Origin of the sequence: Glutamicibacter creatinolyticus, assembly GCF_006094275.1 — a bacterium.
GTDB lineage: Bacteria > Actinomycetota > Actinomycetes > Actinomycetales > Micrococcaceae > Glutamicibacter > Glutamicibacter creatinolyticus.
The window spans coordinates 3,142,518-3,162,613 of the sequence record NZ_CP034412.1 but is presented as its reverse complement, the minus strand read 5'-3'; the positions used below and the strand labels follow the sequence as shown (position 1 = coordinate 3,162,613).

The 20,096-nt window shown below is 69.1% G+C and carries 17 protein-coding genes; 10 read left to right on the top strand and 7 right to left on the bottom strand.

Annotation, left to right across the window (positions count from 1 at the left end; all coding sequences use genetic code 11):
- The first annotated feature begins 328 nt into the window (after window positions 1-328).
- Genes GcLGCM259_RS14470 through GcLGCM259_RS14450 form a run of 5 tightly spaced genes read left to right on the top strand, consistent with a single transcriptional unit; the run spans window position 329 to window position 6,694 of the window.
- Complete coding sequence (locus tag GcLGCM259_RS14470) at window positions 329-1,351, top strand: ABC transporter permease (protein ID WP_138927042.1); 1,023 nt, start codon at window positions 329-331, stop codon at window positions 1,349-1,351.
- Window positions 1,351-3,063: a dipeptide/oligopeptide/nickel ABC transporter permease/ATP-binding protein gene (locus GcLGCM259_RS14465; protein ID WP_246049651.1), complete on the top strand. Its 1,713-nt coding sequence runs from the start codon at window positions 1,351-1,353 to the stop codon at window positions 3,061-3,063. The genes GcLGCM259_RS14470 and GcLGCM259_RS14465 overlap by 1 nt, the downstream gene beginning before the upstream one ends.
- Window positions 3,060-3,848: an ABC transporter ATP-binding protein gene (locus GcLGCM259_RS14460; protein WP_138927041.1), complete on the top strand. Its 789-nt coding sequence runs from the start codon at window positions 3,060-3,062 to the stop codon at window positions 3,846-3,848. The genes GcLGCM259_RS14465 and GcLGCM259_RS14460 overlap by 4 nt, the downstream gene beginning before the upstream one ends.
- A gap of 20 nt (window positions 3,849-3,868) precedes the next feature.
- Window positions 3,869-5,044 carry a serine hydrolase domain-containing protein gene (locus GcLGCM259_RS14455; protein WP_138927040.1) on the top strand — a complete coding sequence of 392 codons (1,176 nt, stop codon included), beginning with the start codon at window positions 3,869-3,871 and terminating at the stop codon, window positions 5,042-5,044.
- Window positions 5,045-5,098: 54 nt separating this feature from the next.
- Entirely contained in the window at window positions 5,099-6,694 is a 1,596-nt protein-coding gene (locus tag GcLGCM259_RS14450) for an ABC transporter substrate-binding protein (protein WP_138176260.1), read from the top strand.
- A 336-nt stretch (window positions 6,695-7,030) separates the two neighbouring features.
- On the opposite strand, the gene GcLGCM259_RS14445 is transcribed toward GcLGCM259_RS14450, so the two are convergent.
- From GcLGCM259_RS14445 to GcLGCM259_RS14420, 6 genes are all read right to left on the bottom strand, one after another.
- A complete protein-coding gene (locus GcLGCM259_RS14445) occupies window positions 7,031-7,696 on the bottom strand; it encodes a pentapeptide repeat-containing protein (RefSeq protein ID WP_175419461.1) in 666 nt (221 codons plus the stop codon).
- A gap of 94 nt (window positions 7,697-7,790) precedes the next feature.
- Entirely contained in the window at window positions 7,791-8,543 is a 753-nt protein-coding gene (locus GcLGCM259_RS14440) for an SDR family NAD(P)-dependent oxidoreductase (protein WP_138176248.1), read from the bottom strand.
- A gap of 69 nt (window positions 8,544-8,612) precedes the next feature.
- The gene (locus GcLGCM259_RS14435; protein WP_138927038.1) at window positions 8,613-10,025 is read right to left on the bottom strand and encodes an MFS transporter; all 1,413 of its coding nucleotides are present in this window, start codon (window positions 10,023-10,025) and stop codon (window positions 8,613-8,615) included.
- A 10-nt stretch (window positions 10,026-10,035) separates the two neighbouring features.
- Window positions 10,036-11,259 (bottom strand): M20 family metallopeptidase, encoded by a 1,224-nt coding sequence (locus tag GcLGCM259_RS14430; protein ID WP_217496540.1) that lies wholly within the window; start codon window positions 11,257-11,259, stop codon window positions 10,036-10,038.
- Window positions 11,256-12,488, bottom strand: a complete 1,233-nt coding sequence (locus GcLGCM259_RS14425; RefSeq protein ID WP_138927037.1) for an aminotransferase-like domain-containing protein — start codon at window positions 12,486-12,488, stop codon at window positions 11,256-11,258. The genes GcLGCM259_RS14430 and GcLGCM259_RS14425 overlap by 4 nt, the downstream gene beginning before the upstream one ends.
- Window positions 12,409-13,698 carry a M24 family metallopeptidase gene (locus GcLGCM259_RS14420; protein ID WP_138176242.1) on the bottom strand — a complete coding sequence of 430 codons (1,290 nt, stop codon included), beginning with the start codon at window positions 13,696-13,698 and terminating at the stop codon, window positions 12,409-12,411. Before GcLGCM259_RS14420 ends, GcLGCM259_RS14425 begins: the two co-directional genes overlap by 80 nt.
- 161 nt (window positions 13,699-13,859) lie before the next feature.
- Between GcLGCM259_RS14420 and GcLGCM259_RS14415 the strand changes: the two genes are divergently transcribed.
- From GcLGCM259_RS14415 to GcLGCM259_RS14405, 3 genes are all read left to right on the top strand, one after another.
- Complete coding sequence (locus tag GcLGCM259_RS14415) at window positions 13,860-14,756, top strand: LysR family transcriptional regulator (protein WP_138927036.1); 897 nt, start codon at window positions 13,860-13,862, stop codon at window positions 14,754-14,756.
- A gap of 10 nt (window positions 14,757-14,766) precedes the next feature.
- A complete protein-coding gene (locus tag GcLGCM259_RS14410; protein ID WP_138927035.1) occupies window positions 14,767-15,687 on the top strand; it encodes a LysR family transcriptional regulator in 921 nt (306 codons plus the stop codon).
- Window positions 15,688-15,971: 284 nt separating this feature from the next.
- Window positions 15,972-16,181, top strand: a complete 210-nt coding sequence (locus GcLGCM259_RS14405) for a hypothetical protein (RefSeq protein ID WP_138927034.1) — start codon at window positions 15,972-15,974, stop codon at window positions 16,179-16,181.
- Window positions 16,182-16,223: 42 nt separating this feature from the next.
- Here GcLGCM259_RS14405 and GcLGCM259_RS14400 read toward each other — a convergent pair whose 3' ends face one another.
- On the bottom strand, window positions 16,224-16,838 hold the full coding sequence (locus tag GcLGCM259_RS14400) for a TMEM175 family protein (RefSeq protein WP_138927033.1): 615 nt from the start codon (window positions 16,836-16,838) through the stop codon (window positions 16,224-16,226).
- Between the two features lie 325 nt (window positions 16,839-17,163).
- Between GcLGCM259_RS14400 and GcLGCM259_RS14395 the strand changes: the two genes are divergently transcribed.
- Both GcLGCM259_RS14395 and GcLGCM259_RS14390 read left to right on the top strand, forming a co-directional pair.
- Window positions 17,164-18,465: an aminotransferase family protein gene (locus GcLGCM259_RS14395; RefSeq protein ID WP_138176232.1), complete on the top strand. Its 1,302-nt coding sequence runs from the start codon at window positions 17,164-17,166 to the stop codon at window positions 18,463-18,465.
- Window positions 18,462-19,970, top strand: a complete 1,509-nt coding sequence (locus tag GcLGCM259_RS14390) for an NAD-dependent succinate-semialdehyde dehydrogenase (protein WP_138927032.1) — start codon at window positions 18,462-18,464, stop codon at window positions 19,968-19,970. Before GcLGCM259_RS14395 ends, GcLGCM259_RS14390 begins: the two co-directional genes overlap by 4 nt.
- The last annotated feature ends 126 nt before the right edge of the window (window positions 19,971-20,096 follow it).

The following is a 20,096-nucleotide window of genomic DNA, read 5'->3' as shown; positions in this document are numbered from 1 at the left end:
AACTCGCAATGGGAGGGGTACCGACATGTCCGCACATGCATCGCTTCACCGAGGCTGCTCCCAAATTCGGGCCTGGACCGCCGCCTGGGGACCCTCCGGACAGCGCTAGCTGCCCGCAGCAGCGGGCAATCCTCCGGCCCTGTCCGCACCCGGCGCCCCACCACGGCACGGAACAGGGACATCCAACGCTTCGTGCCACACACTTCGCAACCAAAGGAAAGACCACCGCCATGTACCGCTTCCCACCCAGATCCCCCATTTCGGCCCCGCGCCGCAGTGCCGCGGATCTTGGCGGCACACCAGCCACCTCCCTGCCGGATGTGGCGTCATGACCACCGTCGGCGTCACCGACCCGCAACTGGAGCCACGCCGGACCCGGGCCTCGCTGCGCCAGCGCACCAGCCACCCGTGGTCCGCCTTCCTGCTGCGCCGCCTGGGTGGGCTGGTGCTCTCCTTCGTCATCCTGGTCATTGTCACCTTCCTGATCGTTCCGCTGCTGCCCGGTGACCCGGCCGTGGTGGCCGCCGGGGACGGAGCGACCGTGGAGCAGATTGAAAGCACCCGCACCGCACTGGGTCTGGACCAGCCGTTCCTGGCCCAGTTCTGGCAGTACGTAGTCGGGGTGTTCACCCTGGACATGGGCGACTCCTTCGCCTCGGGCACCACGGTGACCGCAGCGATCCTGGCCCGGCTGCCGTTCACTGCGGAAATCGCGATGCTGGCCATCAGCTGCATGCTGGTGATCGGCGTGCCGCTGGGCATGGGCACCGCGCTGCTCACCCGCGGCGGACGCCGAGCCTGGGCCGATCACCTGTTCAACGGGATCACCAGCTTCATCTTCGCGGTACCCAACTACGTGCTGGCCACACTGCTGATCTTCGTCTTCGCGATCCGCCTGGGCTGGTTCCCGGCCAGTGGGGCCGCGACCCTGGGTTCGCTGGTGTTGCCCACCGCGGCGGTGATGATCGGTCCAACCTGCGTGATCGCGCGGATCGTGCGGCGCGAGGCGGCCGGGATCCTGGAACAGGACTATGTGCGCACCGCCCGCGGCTGGCGGTTGAGCACCTGGCATGTGAACAGCCGCTACGTGCTGCCGAACCTGCTGACCACCACGCTGACCCTGGCCGGGCTGCTGCTGGCCGGGATGCTCGGGGGCACCGTCGTGGTGGAAACCGTGTTCGGCTGGCCCGGGGTGGGCAAGGGGATCGTGGATGCGATCATTTCCCGGGACTACCCGATGATCCGGGCCACCATCCTGCTGCTGGGGATGCTGGCCACCGTGCTGGTGCTGGTGGTGGACATCATCCTGGCGCTGATTGATCCGCGCAACCTGAAGGCGGGGGCCGAGTAATGTCCAAGACCCAACATTCCACCCGCAGCATCTGGCGCCCGGGGATGGTCATCGGCGTGGTGCTGATGGCGCTGCTGGTGCTCACCGCGATCATCGCCCCGCTGTTCTTGACCGATGCGGCCAATGAGCTGAGCGAAAACCGGGCTTTGGCCCCCAGCTCCGAGCACCTGCTGGGCACCAATGACTTCGGGCAGGACAACCTGGCCCGGGTGCTGGTGGCGACCCGGCTGACCCTGGTCATGACGGTGCTGGCCACGCTGCTCTCGGTGGCCGGCGGGCTGGTGGCCGGGGTGGCGATCTGGCTGGCCCCGACCAAGGTGCGCCAGTGGTGCCTGCGCCTGCTGGAGACCGCGGTGGCCTACCCGACGCTGATCACCGCACTGGTGATCGCGGCGATCCTGCTGCCCGGCGCGGGCACCGCGGTGATTGCCCTGGGGGTGGCCGGGATGCCCGGGTTCGCCCGGGTGACGGCAAACCTGGCCCAGCAGGTGACCAACAGCGAATACTTCACCACCGCAAAGTTCCTGGGGGTCGGCCCGCTGCGCCTGGCCACCCGGCACATGATCCCGGGGATGGCCGAACCGCTGCTGATCCTGTCCACCACGCTGTTCTCCTCCACCCTGATGGAGATCTCGGCGCTGTCCTTCGTGGGCCTGGGCGTGCAGCCCCCGCAGTACGACCTGGGTTCGCTGCTCAACGACAGCCTCGATGCGTTGTACACCCAGCCGATTGAGGCGCTGGGCCCGGCGGTGATGATCATCCTGGCGGCGGTCGGCGCGATGCTGATCGGCGATGCGCTGGCCGCGCACGCCAACCCGCGCACCGGACGCGCCTGGCGGCGCAGCCGCCGCGGGGCCAAGAGCGCCCCGGCCAACGCGCAGACCGATACCGCGCTGGTGCGGGTGGAGGATCTGCGGGTGAACTACCTCAGCCAGGGCCAGCCGACCGAGCTGGTGCACGGCATCGACCTGCACATCCAGCCCGGGGAGATCCTGGGGATCGTGGGCGAGTCCGGTTCGGGCAAGTCGCTGACCGCGATGTCGATCGCCGGGCTGGCGGCCGATGACCTATCCGTGCAGGCCCGGGCGCTGACGGTGGCGCACCTGGACATGCTCGGCAGCCCGCCGGCGGCCCGGCTGGCCCAGCAGATCGGGATCGTCTACCAGGACCCGGGCTCCACGTTCACCCCCTCGCGCACCATGGGCCCGCAGCTGACCGAGGTGCTGCGCACCCACCAGGGGGCCTCGCGTGCCCAGGCACGTGAGGCGATCATCCAGGCGCTGGGCAAGGTGGGGATCACCCGCCCGGCCGCCCGGCTGCGCCAGTACCCGCACGAGCTCTCCGGGGGCATGCGCCAGCGGGCGATGATCGCCTCCACCCTGGCCACCGGCCCGGCGCTGCTGATCGCCGATGAGCCGACCACCGCGCTGGATGTGACCGTGCAGATCGAGGTGCTGCGCCAGTTCCGCCGGCTGCGTGAGGAGTACGGCACCGCGATCCTGTTCATCTCCCACGACATCGGGGTGGTGCAGGAGCTGTGCGACCGGGTGCTGGTGATGCGCAAGGGCAGCATCGTGGAGGAGCTGAGCCCGCAGCAGATCTCCAGCCGCCAGGTCAGCCACCCGTACACCCGCCAGCTGCTGGACGCGGTCCCGGTGCTGCGCACCGGCAGCGGCCTGGTGCTGAATGAAGAGGAAGGAATCCGCACATGAGCGCCCCCGCCATCCCGGCCCCGATCGTGGCCACCAAGGACCTCAGCCTGGGCTTCGGCGCCGTACAGGTGCTGCACGAGGTGAGCATCGACGTCCCGAAGGGACGCACCGTGGCCCTGGTGGGTGAATCCGGGTCCGGCAAGTCCACCCTGGCCAAGGCGATCGTGGGCATGCACCGGATCAGTTCGGGCCGGCTGCAGGTGGCCGGGCAGGACATTTCCCGGCCCACCCGCTCCCAGCAGCGCCGGCTGTTCCGCCAGGTGCAGTACATCCCGCAGGACCCGTACGCCTCCCTGAACCCGCGGCGCACCATCGGCCAGACCCTGGCCGAGGCGATCGACCCGGTGCGCGCCAACCCGGCCGCCCACCGCCAGGCGATCAGCCAGGCCCTGGACACCATGCAGCTGGAGGAGCAGATTGCCCGGCGCTACCCGCATGAGCTCTCCGGCGGGCAGCGCCAGCGGGTGGCGATCGCCCGGGCGCTGGCGGTGCAGCCGCAGCTGATCGTGGCCGATGAGATCACCTCCGCGCTGGACGTGTCCGTGCAGGCCGAGGTGATCGGGCTGCTGGCCCGGCTGCGTGCCCAGCACCGGGAGCAGTCGATGCTGTTCATCACCCACAACCTGGCCGTGGCCCAGCAGGTCTGCGACGAGGTGGTGGTGATGCTGCACGGGCGGGTGGTGGAATCCGGGCCGATCGATGAGGTCTTTGGCAACCCGCGCGAAAACTACACCCGCACCCTGCTGGACTCGGTGCCCGGGGCACCGGGCTTCACCCTGGCCTAGGCCCGCACCGGAGGAAAACCATGAACACCCAAACCCTGCAGCGTCTGGCGGACCCGCAGGTCCTGCGCCAGCACTTCATCAACGACCGGCAGACCATGCCCACCCGCCGCATCTGGCGCGGCACCACGCCGCCGGCGCTGCCGCCGCACACCGCGGGGGCCCTGGCGGGCATGCAGGTGCCCGGCCCCCGGCCCGGCGTGCTGCAGCCGCTGGAGCACTTCCTGTCCCGGGCCGAGAGCAACGCCCTGCTGGTGCTGCACCGCGGGGCGCTCGTGCACGAACAGTACCTGCACTCGATGGCGGCACACGACACCCACCTGAGCGCCTCGATCTCCAAGTCCGTGGTCTCCCTGGTGGCCGGGGTGCTGCTGCGCGACGGGCTGCTGCAGCGCGAGCAGCGGCTGGGGCACTACGTGCCGGAACTGGCCGGCACCGCCTTTGGCGAGGCGAACCTGGATCAGCTGCTGCACATGGGCACCGCCGTGAGCTATGGCGGGCGGGCCTTCAACAAGGAGCAGGAGGCCCGCAGGTTCTTTGAGGCGGTGGGCATGTTCGAGCGGGCCGCGGACTACACCGGGCCGCGCACGCTGCTCGAGCGCCTGGCCACCGCGGGTGCCCAGCAGCCGCCCGGGCAGATCTTCCGCTACGAAAACGGCAACACCGAAGCGCTGGGCGAGGCGATCCGCCGGGTCACCGGGCAAAGCCTGGCGCAGCTGGTCTCCGAGCTGCTGTGGGTGCATCTGGGCGCCGGGGAGGACGCCCACTTCGGGCTGGACTCCACGGGGCGGGAGCTGGCCAGCGGCCGGTTCTCCGCCACCGCCCGGGACCTGGCGCTGCTGGGCGAACTGCTGCGCTGCGGCGGCAGCCGGCAGGGCGTCCAGGTGCTCGATGAGGCGCTGGTCGCGGACATCACCCGCATCCCCGACGGGCCGGCCGCGGACGTGCTGGGCACCGGGGACACGCGCGCCAACGGCCCGGTGCTGGCCTATCACGACTTCTGGTGGCTGCCGCTGGGCGAGCCGGGCAGCTTCGTGGCGCGCGGCCGTTCCGGCCAGCGGCTCTACGTGGACCCGCGCCGCGAACTGGTCATCGTCCACTTTGGCGCCCAGCCGGTGCGGGCGGATGTGCCGGTGCCCGACTTCGAGCAGGTGTTCGCCCACATCGGCCGGCAGCTTACCGCCACGCCCGCCGGCTAGCCGCCCCCACAGACCCCCGCAAAACCCCAACCATCACAACCTTCAGGAGCCATCATGCCAACACCGACCGCATCCACCTCATCCGGTGGGACCCCGTCCCGCCTGCGCCGCCGCGGCGCCGCCCTGCTGGCCGGGGCCACCGGCCTGGCGCTGGCGGTCACCGGGTGCACCACCGGGAACAGCGCCGACGGCGGGGCCGAGGGCAAGACCGACACCATCCGCTCCACCATGATCGCCAACCCGAACAGCTTCAACCCGCTGACCTCCTCCGGGGTGCCGGCCACCATGGCCAACTCCCTGCTCTACGCCACCCTGCTGGTGCAGGATGACAACCACACCTTTGCCGGGGACCTGGCCAGCGAATGGGAGCTGAGCCCCACCCGGGGCGAGTTCACGCTGCGCGAGGGCGCCACCTGCGCGGACGGCACCCAGATCACCGCCAGCGTAGTCAAGGCGTCGCTGGACGCGTTCGCCCAGAAGTCCAACAACAAGGATCTGGTCTTCGGCCCCTCCGAACCGAAAATCAGCGCGGACGACGCCGCCGGCAAGGTCACCATTGAGCTGGACACCGCATGGGCGGACATGGGCCAGGGCCTGAGCATGCCCGAATCCGGGATCATCTGTCCGGCCGGGCTGAAGGACCCGGAGGGCACCACGGCCGGCAAGGTCGAGGGCGCGTTCTCCGGCCCCTACACCCTGGCCGACTACCAGCCGGGGGTGAACGTGGAGTTCGCGCTGCGCGACGAGGGCTACACCTGGCCCGAATACGCCCAGCCCTTCGAGGGCCGGGTGGCCAAGACCATCAAGTACAGCGTCAGCTCGGACTACAACAGCATCGCCAACGGCCTGCTGACCAACCAGATCGACATCGCCACCGTGCTGGGTGAACCGATGGAACGCTTCAAGGACGATGAGAAGTTCGGCACCGAACGCTTCTCCACCGCGAACCTGTTCATGGTGTTCAACGAACGCAAGGGCAAGCCGTTCGCGGATCCCGAGGCCCGGCGCGCGGTCGCCAAGGCCGTGGACCAGAAGGCGTTCGTGCAGGCGGCCACGAACGGGCTGGGCGCCCCGGCCACCAGCTTCGTCTCCGAGTCCGTGCAGTGCGCCAACACCGACGCCGCGCTGCTCAGCCCGAAGGACGCGGACCTGGCGGACATCAAGGGACAGGCCGCCACCCTGGTCGGCACCCCGGCGGTGGGCAAGGGCGCGGGCAACACCTACATCGCCCAGGCCCTGAATGAGGCCGGCGCCGACGTGAAGCTGCGCAGCGTGGACACCGCCTCGCTGTTCACCGAGCTGAGCACCAAGCCGGACTCCTGGGACATGACCGTGGTGAACCTGGTGAACATCTCCTCCACCCTCTACGCCGGGCTCTCCCGCTTCACCGGGCCGACCACCGAGGACGGTGGACGGAACATCACCGGGGCGAAGCATGAGAAGTTCCTGGCCCAGGTCGGCCAGGCGATGGCCGAAACCGATGAGGACAAGCGCTGCGCGATCTACCAGGACCTGCAGGAGGGGCTCTTCCAGGACGCCCACGTGGTGCCGCTGGGTGACGTGTCCGCACAGCTGACCACCGCCCAGGGCTTCTCGGCGCGGGTCATCAACGGCATCAGCTCGGCGCGCACCATGCGCATCACTGACTAACTGACAGGGCGGGGTCACCGGTAAACACCGGGTTCCCGCCCAGCCCGGGCACAGAAACCCCGATTAGTGTTGTCAACAACCTCATTGAGGGTGCGAGTGATGATCTGAATTGGTCCCGCTGTCCATCTGGACGGCGGGACCATTCGGTTTAACCGGCACGGTCCGGCAATGGCAAACCCCCGGTTCCCACCCAGCCCCGCCACAGAAAGGCGGATTATTGTTGTAGACAACCTCATTGAGGGTGCGAGTGATGATCTGATCAGGTCCCGCCGTCCAACCGGATGGCGGGACCTTTTCAGTGCCCGCAGGTTCGTGCGCCGGCTGCGGGGGGAGCGCCTAGTCCCGGACGGTGATCCCAAAGTGCACGGCGAACAGTTCGGCCAGCGACTGCAGCTGGGCCGGGTTCACCACCGTGCCGCGCAGGCTCTCCAGCCCGCTCAGGCTCTGCAGCTGGGCTCCGCGCAGATCCACGTGGCGCATTTTTGCCCCGGCACAGTGCATGGTGCCGACCTTGACGTTCTCAAAGGCCAGGCGCTCGATCCTGCACTGGCTCAAATCCAGCTCCTCGATCACGCAGTCCCGCAACAGCACGTCGCGCAGCCGGGCCCGCTGCAGACTGAGCCAGGTGAACTTTGACCCGCTGATCACCACGTTGTCCAGCTGCGCCTCGGCCAGGTCGGCGCCCCCGAACCGGCAGGCGTCCAGGCGCACCTGCCGCATCCCAATCCGGTGGGCGTTCAGGGCGGGGATCTGCAGGTTCCCGGCCTCGGTCCGCAGCCAGTGGGCCGCCTGCAGGTTGGCCTCGGAGATGCCCAGCCGCTGCAGTTCGCACTCCTCGAACGTGCTGCCCGACAGGTCCAGTCCACTCAGGTCCAGGCCGCAGAACCGCACCCGCTCCTGCAGTCCGCGCTCGGCCAGGTCCGACGCCGTGCCTTCCCGCAGCACCGGAGGCAATGACCAGCCCCCGGTTTTTGGCGCAGCAACCGTACGTGGAGCACCCATGACCATCCCTCTTCCCTCACCGTCCGGCAGGCCGCTCGGCCCGCCGCCCCTTCCACTGGGGAGGGTACCAAAACAGCGGCGCCGGGGCGGGAGGCTACTTGGCCAGGTACCCGCCGTCCACGGGCAGGGAGACGCCGGTGACGTAGGTGTTCTGCGCATTGGCGAAGTAGGCCACCGCCCCGGCCACGTCCTCGGGCAGGGCCACCCGGCCCAGCGGGATCGCCGCGGAGACCTCGCGTTCGGTGGCGGCCGCGTCCTCCTGCCCGGCCAGCCAGTCCTCAAACATCTGGGTGCGGGTCATGCCCGGGGCGACGGCGTTGACCCGGATGTTGTGTTCGGCCAGTTCCACGGCCGCGGCGCGGGTCAGGGCGAGCATGGCCCCCTTGCTGGCGCTGTACAGCCCCATGGTGGGCACCCCGATGCTGGCCAGCCGGGAGGTGATGTTGATGATCGCCCCTCCCCCGGCCTCCCGCATCACCCGGCCGGCGGCCTGTAGGCAGAAGATCGCGGCGAACGTGTTGATTTCGAAGGCCTCACGGATCTCATTCTCCGGGGTGTCCAGCATCCGGTTGATGTGGTCGATGGCGGCGTTGTTCACCAGCACGTCCAGCCGCCCGGCCCGGGAGACCACCTCATCGATCAGTCGCTGCGGCGCCCCCGGTGCGGTCAGTTCGGCCTGGATGAAGAAGACCGCCTCGCCCAGTTCGGCGGCCACCTTCTGCCCGCGTTCCGCGGAGCGTCCCGAGATCGCCACCCGCATCCCGTCGGCCACCAGCCGCCGGGCGATTTCCACCCCGATGCCGGAGGTCGCCCCGGTCACCAGTGCCACGCGCTGCGCTTCGCTCACGAAATCCAACTCCTTCTTGTTGCCGTGTTCTTCGTTCTGGGTATTGTCGGTGGGCTGCGCCCCGGGCGCCTAGCGGCGCCCGGCCCCGACCAGGGTTTCACCCTGTTCGATGCGTTCCTTGTCATCGCTGCCCGGGATCACGTTGCCGCGCAGCGACCGCCCGGCCGTCTCGCGGAAGGTGAGCACCGAGACCAGGCCGATCACGCCGGCCCCCACCAGGTACCAGCCCGGGACCAGGGAGCTGCCGGTGAGTTCGATCAGCGCCTCGTTGGCCACCGCGGCGGTGCCGCCAAAGATGGCGGTGGAAAGGTTGTAGCCGATCGCGAAACCGGAGTAGCGCACCGCGGTGGGGAACAGGGCCGGCAGGGTGGAGGAGATCGTGGACAGCAGCACCACCAGCAGCAGGCCCAGCACGCCGATGCCGATGATCTGCCCCACCAGTCCCCCGGTCTGCATCAGCTGCACCGCCGGGACCGGCAGCAGCACGAACCCGGCGCTGGCGGTGATCAGCAGCGGCTTGCGTCCGATCCGGTCGCTGAGCGCCCCCAGCGGCACGATCAGCGCGATCATCAACAGCTGGATGAACACCAGGGTCAGGTTGGACTCGGTGGCCCCGTGGCCCAGCGTGGCCGTGAGGTAGCTGGGCATGTAGGTGAGCACCAGGTAGAAAGCCACGTTCACCAGCACGATGAACCCGAAGAGCTTGAACAGCTGGGCCGGGTAGTGCTTGAGCAGCATTCCCAGCACCTTGGTCGCCGATTCGACTTCCTCATGCTTGGCGGTGTCCTGGGTGAAGGTCTCCGGTTCCTCCAGGTGGCGGCGCATCCACAGCGCGATGCCGCCCAGCAGCAGGGTCAGTGCGAAGGGCAGGCGCCACCAGCCGGCCATCATCCCGTCGGTGCCCACGATCAAAGTCAGCACGGTGCACAGGATCGCGGCGCCGCTGAAGCCGGCCAGGGTGCCGAACTCCAGGAAGGAACCGTACTTGCCGCGCTTGTCGTCCGGGGCGTGTTCGCTCATGAACACCGCCGCCCCGGCGTACTCGCCGCCGGCGGAGAAGCCCTGGATCATGCGCAGCAGCACCAGCATCAGCGGGGCCAGGAAGCCGACCTGGTCAAAGGTGGGCAGCGCGGCGATGCAGGCGGTGGACACGCTGATCATCACGATGGTGAAGATCAGGATCTTGCGCCGCCCGATCCGGTCGCCCAGCGGCCCCAGCACGGTGCCGCCCAGCGGGCGCACGATGAAGGAGATCGCGAAGGTGGAGAAGGCCAGGATGCGCGGCAGCGCCCCGGCGTCCTCGCCGAAGGTGAAGAACAGCTCGGAGATGTAGACGATCAGGTATCCGTAGATGCCGTAGTCGAACCATTCGATCGCGTTGCCGATCGCCGACCCGGCCACCGACTTGCGGGCCAGTTTCTTCTCTTCGGCCGTGAAATCCGCTTCCCTGCGGATCGCCGGCAGCTGTGCTGGGCTGGACATTGTCTTCTCCTTAGTCCCACTGATGGTGATGATGGCGCAGCGCGATGAGTGCGTAGGCCCGCGCCGCGGTGCACAAGTCCTGGATGGAAACGCTTTCGTTGGGCTGGTGGGCCTGGGTGTTGATTTCCCCGGGCCCCAGCACGAGGGTGGGCACCTGGTGGTGTTCGGCCAGGAACCCGCCCTCGCAGGAGGCGGTCCAGATCCCGGTCTCTGCGCTGGCCCCGGCATCCGCCAGCGCCTGGCAGACCCGGCGGGTGAAGGGGTGCCCGGGCTCGGTGAGGAACCCGGGCATCTGCATCTGGACTTCCCCGGTGATCTGGATCAACTCCCGGTGGGGGATCGCGCTGTCGGCGATGAGCAGGCGCAGCCGGCGCAGCAGCTGCTCCAGGATTTGCTGCGGGTCCTCCCCGGGCAGCAGCCGGCGGTCCACGCCCAGTTCGGCGGTGTCCGGCACGATCGAGGTGCCGTGCCCGGCGTGCAGGGTTCCCACATTCCAGGTCGCCGCCCCCAGCACCGGGTGGCCGGTGTCGGCCAGGCGGGCCGCGTCGGCGCGCAGCCAGCTGATTACCTCGGCCGCGGCCTGGATGGCGCTGGCCCCGTCGCTGGGCCGGCCGGCGTGGGCGCTGGCCCCGGTGATCCGCAGCCGCAGGTTGGCCGCTCCCCGGCAGCCGATGATCCCCACCAGGTCGGTGGGTTCGGCGACCACGCAGCCGGTGTAGCCGCCGGCCGGTGCGGTGGCCACATAGTGCCCGACCCCCAGCGCGTCGGCCTCCTCGTCCACCGTGCACACCAGGGTCAGCGGGATCTGCGGGGCGACCGCATTCACGGCGGCCATGGCGACGACTACTGCCGCCAGCCCGCCCTTCATGTCGCTCGCGCCCCGGCCGGTGAGCCGGTCCCCGTCCACCCGTGGGGTGAATGGGTCCCCGTGCCATCCCGCTCCCGCCGGGACCACGTCACTGTGGCCCAAAAAGAGCAGGCCCCCGCCGGTGGCGTCCCCGCCCAGGTGGGCGACGAGGTTCGGGCGTTGCGGGGCCACCGCGTCAAGGCTCACGCGGGCGCCCAGCCGTTGCAGGGCCGCTGCCAGCACCGCCACGGTGCCCTGCTCGGTGCCGCCGGGGTTCTCTCCCCCGGCGGCGATCAGCTCACCGGCCAATTCGACGATCCGCTGCCGCTCGATCCGCTGCAGGGCCGCCCGTTCGTGGCGCTGCACGTCAAAGGCCTGTAGGCTCACGGCTGCTCCCCGCCGGCCATCTCCTCCAGGGCCGCGTGCAGCCGGGCCACGCCCTGGCCGATGCGTTCGGGGGTGGAGGTGGCAAAGCACAGCCGCAGCGCGTCGCTGAACGCCCCCGCATCGGAGAATGCCGGGCCGGGAATATACGCCACCCCGTGGCGCAGCGCGACCTCGAACAATGCCTCCGTGTCGATGCCCGCGTAGCGTCCGCGCAGGGTCAGCCACAGGAAGAACCCGCCCTGCGGGTCGGTGGCGATGACCTGCTCGCCGAAGGCGTCGGCCAGGGCGGTGCGCATCGCCTGCTTGCGCTCCCGGTACACGCTGCGCAGGGTGTCCAGGTGCGCATCCAGCCGGCCGTCGGCCAGGTAGTCCGCCACCAGCTGCTGCATGGGCGCGTTGGTGCAGGTGTCCATGGACTGCTTGGCGCTGATCGCCAGGGCGCGCAACGCCGGATCCAGCTCCATCCACCCCACCCGCAGCCCCGGGGCCAGCACCTTGGAGAAGGTGCGCACCGAGATCAGCCGGGGGTTGTCCGGGCTCAGCTGGGCGAAGCCGGGGACCTGCTGGCCCTCGAAGCGCAGCGCCCCGTACGGGTCATCGTCGATGATGAACGCATCCCACTGCGCGGCCAGCTCCAGCAGGCGCAGCCGGCGGGCCTCGCTCAGGGTGCGCCCGGAGGGGTTCTGGAAGTTCGGGATCACGTAGATCGCCTTGGGAGTCTTGCCGGTGGCGGCCACCAGCTCGGGCAGCCGCTCCACCACCAGCCCCTGGTCATCCACCGGGGCCTCCAGGACCTGGCCCTGGTAGCTGAGCACGGTGGAGATCCCGTTGGTGTAGGTCGGCGATTCGACGATCACCAGGTCCCCCGGATCCACCAGCAGCTTGAACGCGATGTCCAGGCCCTGCATGCCCCCGGTGGTCACCAGCACCCGGGCCGGGTCCACCGGCTGCCCCAGGCGCTGGTGGTAGGCCACAATCTGTTCGATCAGCTGCGGGTTTCCCTCCGTGGCCGCATAGTCGTAGCGTCCCTCGGCCGGCCTGGTGTACAGCCCGGCCAGCTCGGCCTCCGGGATCAGCTCGGCATTCGGCGCCCCCATGGCGAAACGCACGATGTCGTGGGTCTGGCTGGCCAGCAGGGAGGTGGAGGAGTCAATGACCGATCCCTTGAGTTGGCTGGCCCGCGAGGCCAGTCGCGTAGGTACGGCGGTCAGCAGCGATTCGGTGGCCATGAGTGGTGTTCCTAACGTTGATGGTTGTCAGTTCGCGCGGTACGTCCGCGAGGAATTCAATGCCGGTGGCGCTCACCCGCACCGGCTCGGAAACTTCGAAGCCCGACCCGTCCAGCCACATGCCGGCGATCAGGTGGAAGGTCATGTTCTCCTGCAGCTCGGTGGTGTCCCCCACCCGGAAGCTGACGGTGCGCTCACCCCAGTCCGGCGGGTAGCCGATGCCGATGGAGTAGCCCAGCCGGGATTCCTTCTCATACCCGGCCGCCCGGATCACCCTGGTGAAGGCGGCGGTGACCTCCTCGGGGGTAGCCCCGGGCTTCACCTGGTCAAAGGCGGCCTCGATGCCGGCAATGGTGGCGGAGGCGACCCGCTGCAGCGCCGCGGCGGGCCGGCCGAGCACCGCGGTGCGCGCCATCGGCGCGTGGTAGCGCCGGTGCACCCCGGCCAGTTCAATGGAGATCGGCGAATCCACCGGCAGCGGCGCTTCGGTCCAGGTCAAATGCGGGGTGTCCGCCCCCTTGCCGGTGGGCAGCATCGGCACGATCGAGGGGTAGTCCCCGGGGGTGCCGGGCACTCCGCGGGCCTGGGCCGCCATGACCTCGGCGGCAACTTCGTTCTGCGGGCGGTGCGGGGCCAGGGCCTGCAGTGCGGTGCGCATCGCCTGGGAGCAGACCCGGCCGGCGGCGCGCATCAGTTCGACTTCAAAGGGGGACTTGACCAGGCGGACCCAGTTGACCAGCTCCCGGGACTCCTGCAGCTGCCATTCGGGCAGGGTCGCGGACAGGGCCATGAACATCCGGATGGAGAAGAAATGCGAATCGCCCTCGTAGCCCACGCGTAGCGCCCGGCCGTAGCCGGCATCCCGCAGGTGCCTGGCCACCCAGTCGCCGGGGTGGATCGCCGGGCGGTGCACAATCTGCTCCGGGTAGCCGATGACCCGCTCGGCGCGGATGCCGATCGCGGTGCGGTGCGCCCCGTGGGCGTCCATGTGGCGCATGTACATCAGCGGCTCGCCTTCGCAGGGCAGCACCAGGATCTGCGCGGTGTAGAAGGACCAGGCGTTGTAGCCGGTCAGGTAGTACAGGTTGGCGGGATCGGTGACCAGCAGGACGTCCAGTCCCTGCTGGGCCATGCGCCGGCGGACGCGCTGTTGGCGAGCTGCGTACTCGCTGCATTCCAGGTCACGGTGACCTTCCGGGGTGAACACCATTGTCGTTGTCTTTGTCCTATCACTTCCACGAATTCACGAACTTTGTGATCTACACCATAGTTCCGCGCTCCCATCAGATAAAGTGGGTGCATCTTGTTTGTTCCGTTAAGCAGAACTTATGGGTGGGAACATCCGCCGACGACCGATGCCAGGAGGTCCAAATGCTTGATTTCAAGCGGCTGACGCTGCTGCGCGAACTGCAATTGCGCGGCAGCATCGCGGCCACCGCCCGGGTGCTGGGCATCAGCGCCTCGGCCGTCTCCCAACAGCTGGCCAAGCTGGAGGCGGAGGCCGGGCTGCCGCTGCTGGAGCAGGTGGGGCGCAACACCCGCCTCACCCCGGCCGGACGCCAGCTGGTCTCCCGGGTCGATGAGGCGGTCACCGTACTGGAGGGGGCGACCGCCGAACTTGAGGCCCGGCGCAGCCGGGTCCAGGGCGTCATCCGCTTTGCCGCCTTCAGCACCTTCGCCCGGACCTTCCTGCCCGAGACGCTGCGGCGGATGAGCCGGGTGCACCCGGATGTGGTCATTGAATTCACCCAGCTCGAACCGCACGAGGCGTTGGACGCGGTCGCCAGCCGAAGGGCCGACGTGGCCATGGTGGACGAGTTCACCCACATTCCCCGGCGCGCCGACGCCGGGTTTGTGCGCACCGCCATCACCCGGGACCGGATGGAGATCCACCTGCCCCACCCCGTCGCCTCCGTGGCCGAACTGGCCGAACTGCCCTGGGCCTTTGAGCCTCGCGGCACCGACGCCTATGCCTGGTCCCACCGCTTCTGCCGTGACCTGGGCTTTGAACCGAAGGTGCTCTTCGATTCCCCGGATCCGCGCCTGCACTACGAACTGGTCGCCGCCGGGGTGGCGGCCGCCTTCCTGCCGCGTATGGTGTTTCACGGGCTGGACACCGCCACCGGGTCGGTGGTGCGCTGGGAACCGGAGGAGGACAGGCAGCGCGAGGCCATGTTCCGGGACATCTACGCGGTGGGCCGGCGCGGCAGCCACCTGCGCCCGGCCACCAAGAGCTTTTTGCAGATCCTGCGCGAAGTCGCTTCCTGAGAGGAGAACGATGCTTGACATCCATCGCCTGCGCCTGCTGCGCGAGGTCCGACTGCACGGCAGCATGAGCGCAGCAGCGCGCAGCATGTCCTACAGCCATTCGGCCATCTCCCAGCAGCTGGCGCTGCTGGAGCGTGAAACCGGGGTGCAGCTGCTGGAACGGGTGGGGCGCAACGTGCGCCTGACCGCCGCCGGCCTGGAACTGGTGCACAACACCGAGGCGATCCTCGCCGCGCTGGAAAAGGCCGAAGCGGACTTGGCCACGTCCCACGAACGGGCCCGGGGCAGCATCACGGTCGCGGCCTTCGCCAGCATCAGCCGGACCGTGCTGCCCACCGCACTGGCCGACCTGGCCCGCGAGCACCCGGCACTGCAGGTGAACATCCACCGCTACGAACCGGAGGAAGCCATGCTGAAGCTGGCCTCCCGCCAGGTTGACGCGGTGCTCACCGATTCGTTCCCGGGCGCGGCCCCCGACGGCTCCACCAGCCTGCACACCACGATCCTGGCCCAGGACCCGGTGCGCGGCTACCTTCCGGTGGGGGTGCAGTTGGATGATGCGCAGGCCGTGCGCCAGGTGCCCTGGGTCATGGAACCGGCCGGATCCGCCGCCTCACAATGGGCGCTTCGGGTGTGCCGCGAACGCGGCTTCGAACCGCGGATCGCCCACCTGTCCTCCGATGTGCTCTTCCACCTGCGCCTGGTGGAGCACGGACTGGCCGCGGCCTTCCTGCCGGACATGGTGATGCAGGAGGCCTCCAGCGCCCTGACGCCCAGCAGTTGGCTGCCGGCCGACCAGCGGCGCACCATCCTGTTCGTCACCCGCAAGGGCGCGGAATCCAATCCGGCCCTCGGCGCGGTGCGCGAGGCGGTGGCCCGGGTGTTCCGCCAGCCGGACGGGCGGAACACCACGCACCCCAGCGCTTCCTAGGTACTGCCTGCTCCGCGCAGACACCTGCACCACGCTTCTTGGCTGGGGCTTGTGATGCACCAGGTAGACCAGCATGGCGATGCACTTGTGGACCACGACCAGGCCGAAAATGGCCAGGCCTTGAAGGTCGGGGCCCTTCCTCGTTGCCTTGAAAACCAAGCCCCAGGAGGCTCACGACGCTGTCGACCACCATCAACAGGCCAGGATCAGGATCCTGACCGGATGACGACCTCCCATTAGACTCGCCCTGAGACCAGCTGCGAGCACCATCCCAGGAGCCGACCGTGAGCGATACCCAATTCCTGATCGAGACCCCCGAACAATCCCGTATCTTCCTCGCTGCCGGAAGCGCCGCGGACTTCCTGCTCGCCGGGGGGTTCGCGAATGCCGGCCGGGAACCGCACTGGCACCTGCGCTGGTGCCTGGAGCGGATGCAGCTCGAGGAGTTCATGGAGGTCGGCCAGGCCCGGGTCTTCTGCCAGCACCAGGAATGAGGTCGCCTGTCCGACCCGAAGCGGCGCCAGGCCCCTCAGCCGTTACTCATCGCCGCCGTGCTGCTCCAGGGTGCTTTCAATGCGCCGGTCAGGGATGACCCACACCACCGCAACGGCCACGAAACAGGCCAGCGCGAGGTAGATGAAGACCGGGGCCTCGGGCTTGATGAAGGCCGCGCTGGCGATCCCGGCCAGGTAGAGCACCAGTGAGGCCTTGCCCTTCTTGTCCCTGCCCAACGCGCGCTGCATGCGGGAGTCCGGGCCTTCGGAGCGGGCGATGGTGCGCTGCAGCAGCACGAAGGCCAGGGCCGCGAGCAGCAGGACGGCACCGTAGGACATCACCGGTGCCCGCGCAAAGCCGGTGTAGTCCATCCATGCGGTGGCCAGCGGCAGCAGGGAGAGCCAAAACAGCAGGTGCAGGTTGGCCCACAACACCCCACCGGTCACCCGGTTGGTCAGCTGGAACACGTGATGGTGGTTGTTCCAGTAGATGCCCACGTACGTGAAGCTCAGGGCATAGGTGAGCAGAGCGGTGCCCACGGCATTCCACAGTTCGGTGAACCCCGTGCCCTTGGGCACGGGCAGCGCCAGCAGCATGACGGTGATGATGATCGCCAGCACCCCGTCGCTAAACGCCTCCAGACGCCCGGTCTTCACTGTTCCGGCCCGTTCACCGAGACCGCTGGAGCACCCTTGTGCCCACCGCTGTGATTCACTGCCCTGCTGTGCATCCGAGTCCCCTTCGCGTTTCCGCCCTGCCGGCGTTCTTCGATTATTGTGCACCGCCATCAGTGCGGCGGCCGGCCGCCACCCCGCCGGCATTCCCGCCCAACACATGATGTGTAAGCAGGGCTAACAGGAATCTGTTGTTTTTATTCGCTTTTCTTTACGCATCGCTGTTCCTAGATTGGAAGCACGGCCCCCGCGCTGCACTGCGGACTCGGGCGCGCATCCCAGTTCTTCTCGAAAGGAGCGATCCGGCATGACCATCAACGACGTGGCTCATTCGGCGCCTGCCACCCCCTCCCTCATCGACGGCCCGGCCCTGTGGCCGGCGCAAGCGCATACGCCCAGCGTGCTGGGCCGACAGCTGGTCGTTGAACGCGGCGAGGGCTGCTGGCTCTACACCACCGACGGCCGGAAGCTTTTTGACGGCACCGCCGGGCTGTGGCATGCGAACGTCGGTCACGGCCACCCGGAACTGGCTCAGGCCGCCTACGAGCAGATGCTGCAGCTGGAGACCTACCACATCTTCGCGCGCTACTCGAATGACAAGGCGCTGCAGCTGGGTGAAAAGCTGGCCGCGATCAGCCCGATCGAACGAGCCAAGGTCATCCTGAACTCCGGCGGTTCCGACGCCATCGATGTGGCCTGCAAGCTGGCCCGCCGCCACTGGCAGCGCGAGGGACGCACCTCCAAGAAGGTGATCCTCTCCCGCGAGTTCGCCTATCACGGCCTGCACGCCTATGGCACCTCGATTGCCGGACTGGAGTTCAACCGCGAGGGCTACGGCAGTGAATCGCTGGTCCCGGAAACCGCGCGGATCTCCTTCAACGACCCGGCCCAGGTTGAGGAAGTCATCCAGCGCATCGGGGCGGAGAACATCGCCGCCCTGGTGACCGAGGCGGTACAGGGCACCGGCGGGGTCAATCCCCCGACCCCCGGCTACCTGGAAACCATTGCCCGGCTCTGCCGGGAGAACGACATCCTGCTGATCCTTGATGAGGTCATCACCGGCTTCGGACGCATGGGCACCATGTTCGCCGCCGAATACTACGGCCTGGAGCCGGACATGATCACCTTCGCCAAGGGCGTGACCAGCGGCTACGCCCCGCTGGGCGGGGTCATGGTGGCCCCCCGATTATGGGAGCCGTTCTACGTTGACGCCCCTGACACCCCGATCTTCCGCCACGGCGCCACCTACGCCGGGCACGCCACCGCCTGCGCGGTCGCGCTGAAGCACCTGGAGATCCTGGAGCGCGAACAGCTGGTGCCGCGCGTGGCCGAGCTGGAGTCAGTGCTGCGCCAGGCGCTGGAGGACCTGGCCGCCCGCGTGGAAGCGGTCACCGAAGTGCGCAGCGCCGGACTGCTTGGCGGGGTCACCCTGGACGCCTCGCTCAGCGCCGAACAGGTTTGTGATGACCTGGTGGAGCTGGGCTTCATCGGCCGCCCGCTGCGCGGAAACACGATCCAGATCAGCCCGCCGTTCATCATCACCGATGCCGAACTGCACTCACTGATCGACGCCATCGGCCAGGCCGTCACCGGACGGAGCGGCAAATGAGCGAAACCACGGAACTGGCCGCCACCGGCACCGAACGCAGCGCCCAGGCCCTGGTCCCGGCCGACGCCGGGCGGGTGGCCCTGGCCGATGCGGTCATCGAATCCCTGGAACTGGGTGCCGCGGGCATCACGGTGCACGACCCGGCCACCGCCGAGCCGATCGCCGCGGTCCCCGACCGCAGCGTGGATGAGGCGCTGGAGGCGGTGGCCCGCGCCGATGCCGCCGGCGCCGAATGGGCGGCGCGCAGCGCCCGCCAGCGCGCCGAGGTGCTGCACGCCTGGCATGCGCTGCTGGTGGAGAACACCGAGCAGATCGCGCACCTGATCAGCCGGGAGATGGGCAAGACCCTCACCGAGGCCCGCGGGGAGGTGAAGTACGGGGCCGACTTCGTGCGCTGGTATGCCGAGGAGGCGGTCCGCCCGGCCGGCGGCTACCGCCCGACCCCCGATGGCGGGGCGGACCTGCTCACCCGCAGGGCGCCGGTGGGCCTGGCGGTGCTGATCACCCCGTGGAACTTCCCGCTGGCGATGGCCACCCGCAAGATCGCCCCGGCGCTGGCCGCAGGCTGCCCGGTGGTCGTCAAACCCGCTACCGCGACGCCGCTGACCACCTACTATGCGGTGCAGCTGGCGCGGCGCGCCGGGGTGCCCGAGGGGCTGATCGAGGTGATCACCACCGCCGACTCCGCCGCCTTCAGCCAGGCGGTGCTCGCCGATCCGCGGGTGCGCAAGGTCTCCTTCACCGGCTCCACCCCGGTGGGACGCACCCTGCTGGAGCTCGCGGCACGCAACGTGCTGCGCAGCTCCATGGAGCTGGGCGGCAACGCGCCGCTGCTGGTCTTTGACGACGCGGACCTGGAGCGGGCGATCGAGGGGACGCTGGCCGCGAAGCTGCGCAACAGCGGGCAGTCCTGCATTGGGGCCAACCGCATCTACGTGCAGTCCGGGATCGCCGAGGAGTTCACCGCCGAACTCACCCGCCGCTTTGATGAGGTCACCGTCGGTGCGGGACTGGGCGCCGCAGTGCAGCTGGGGGCCATGATCGATGAGCGCGCGGTGCGGCAGATGCATGAGTTCACCCGCGACGCGGTGCAGCGCGGGGCGCAGCTGCGCACCGGCGGCCACGGCTATGCGGGGCCCGGCTCCTTCTTCGCGCCCACCGTGCTGGACGCCGTGGACCGGGACAGCGCGGTGGCTCGTCAGGAGATCTTCGGCCCGATTGCCGCGATCCAGCGTTTTGAGACCGAACAGCAGGCCCTCACCCTGGCCAATGACACCGAGTACGGACTGGCCGGGTACGTGTTCAGCCAGGATCTGGACCGGGCGCTGAATGTCGCGGACCGGCTGCAGACCGGGATCGTGGGCATCAACCAGGGGGTGCCCTCCAACGCCGCGGCCCCCTTCGGCGGGGTGAAGCATTCGGGCCTGGGCCGCGAGGGCGGGGCCGAGGGGCTGGAGGAGTACCAATCCGTGCGCTTCTACAACATCGCCCGGCGCGACACCTAAACCCCGGCCCACGACGGCGCCGGTTTCGGCCAACCCCTGGCCGGAACCGGCGCCGCGTCGCGTCCGCACGAACCCCGGTTCCCGCGGCTGGGCGAAACCCCCAGTCAGCGTGCCGAACGCCACGTC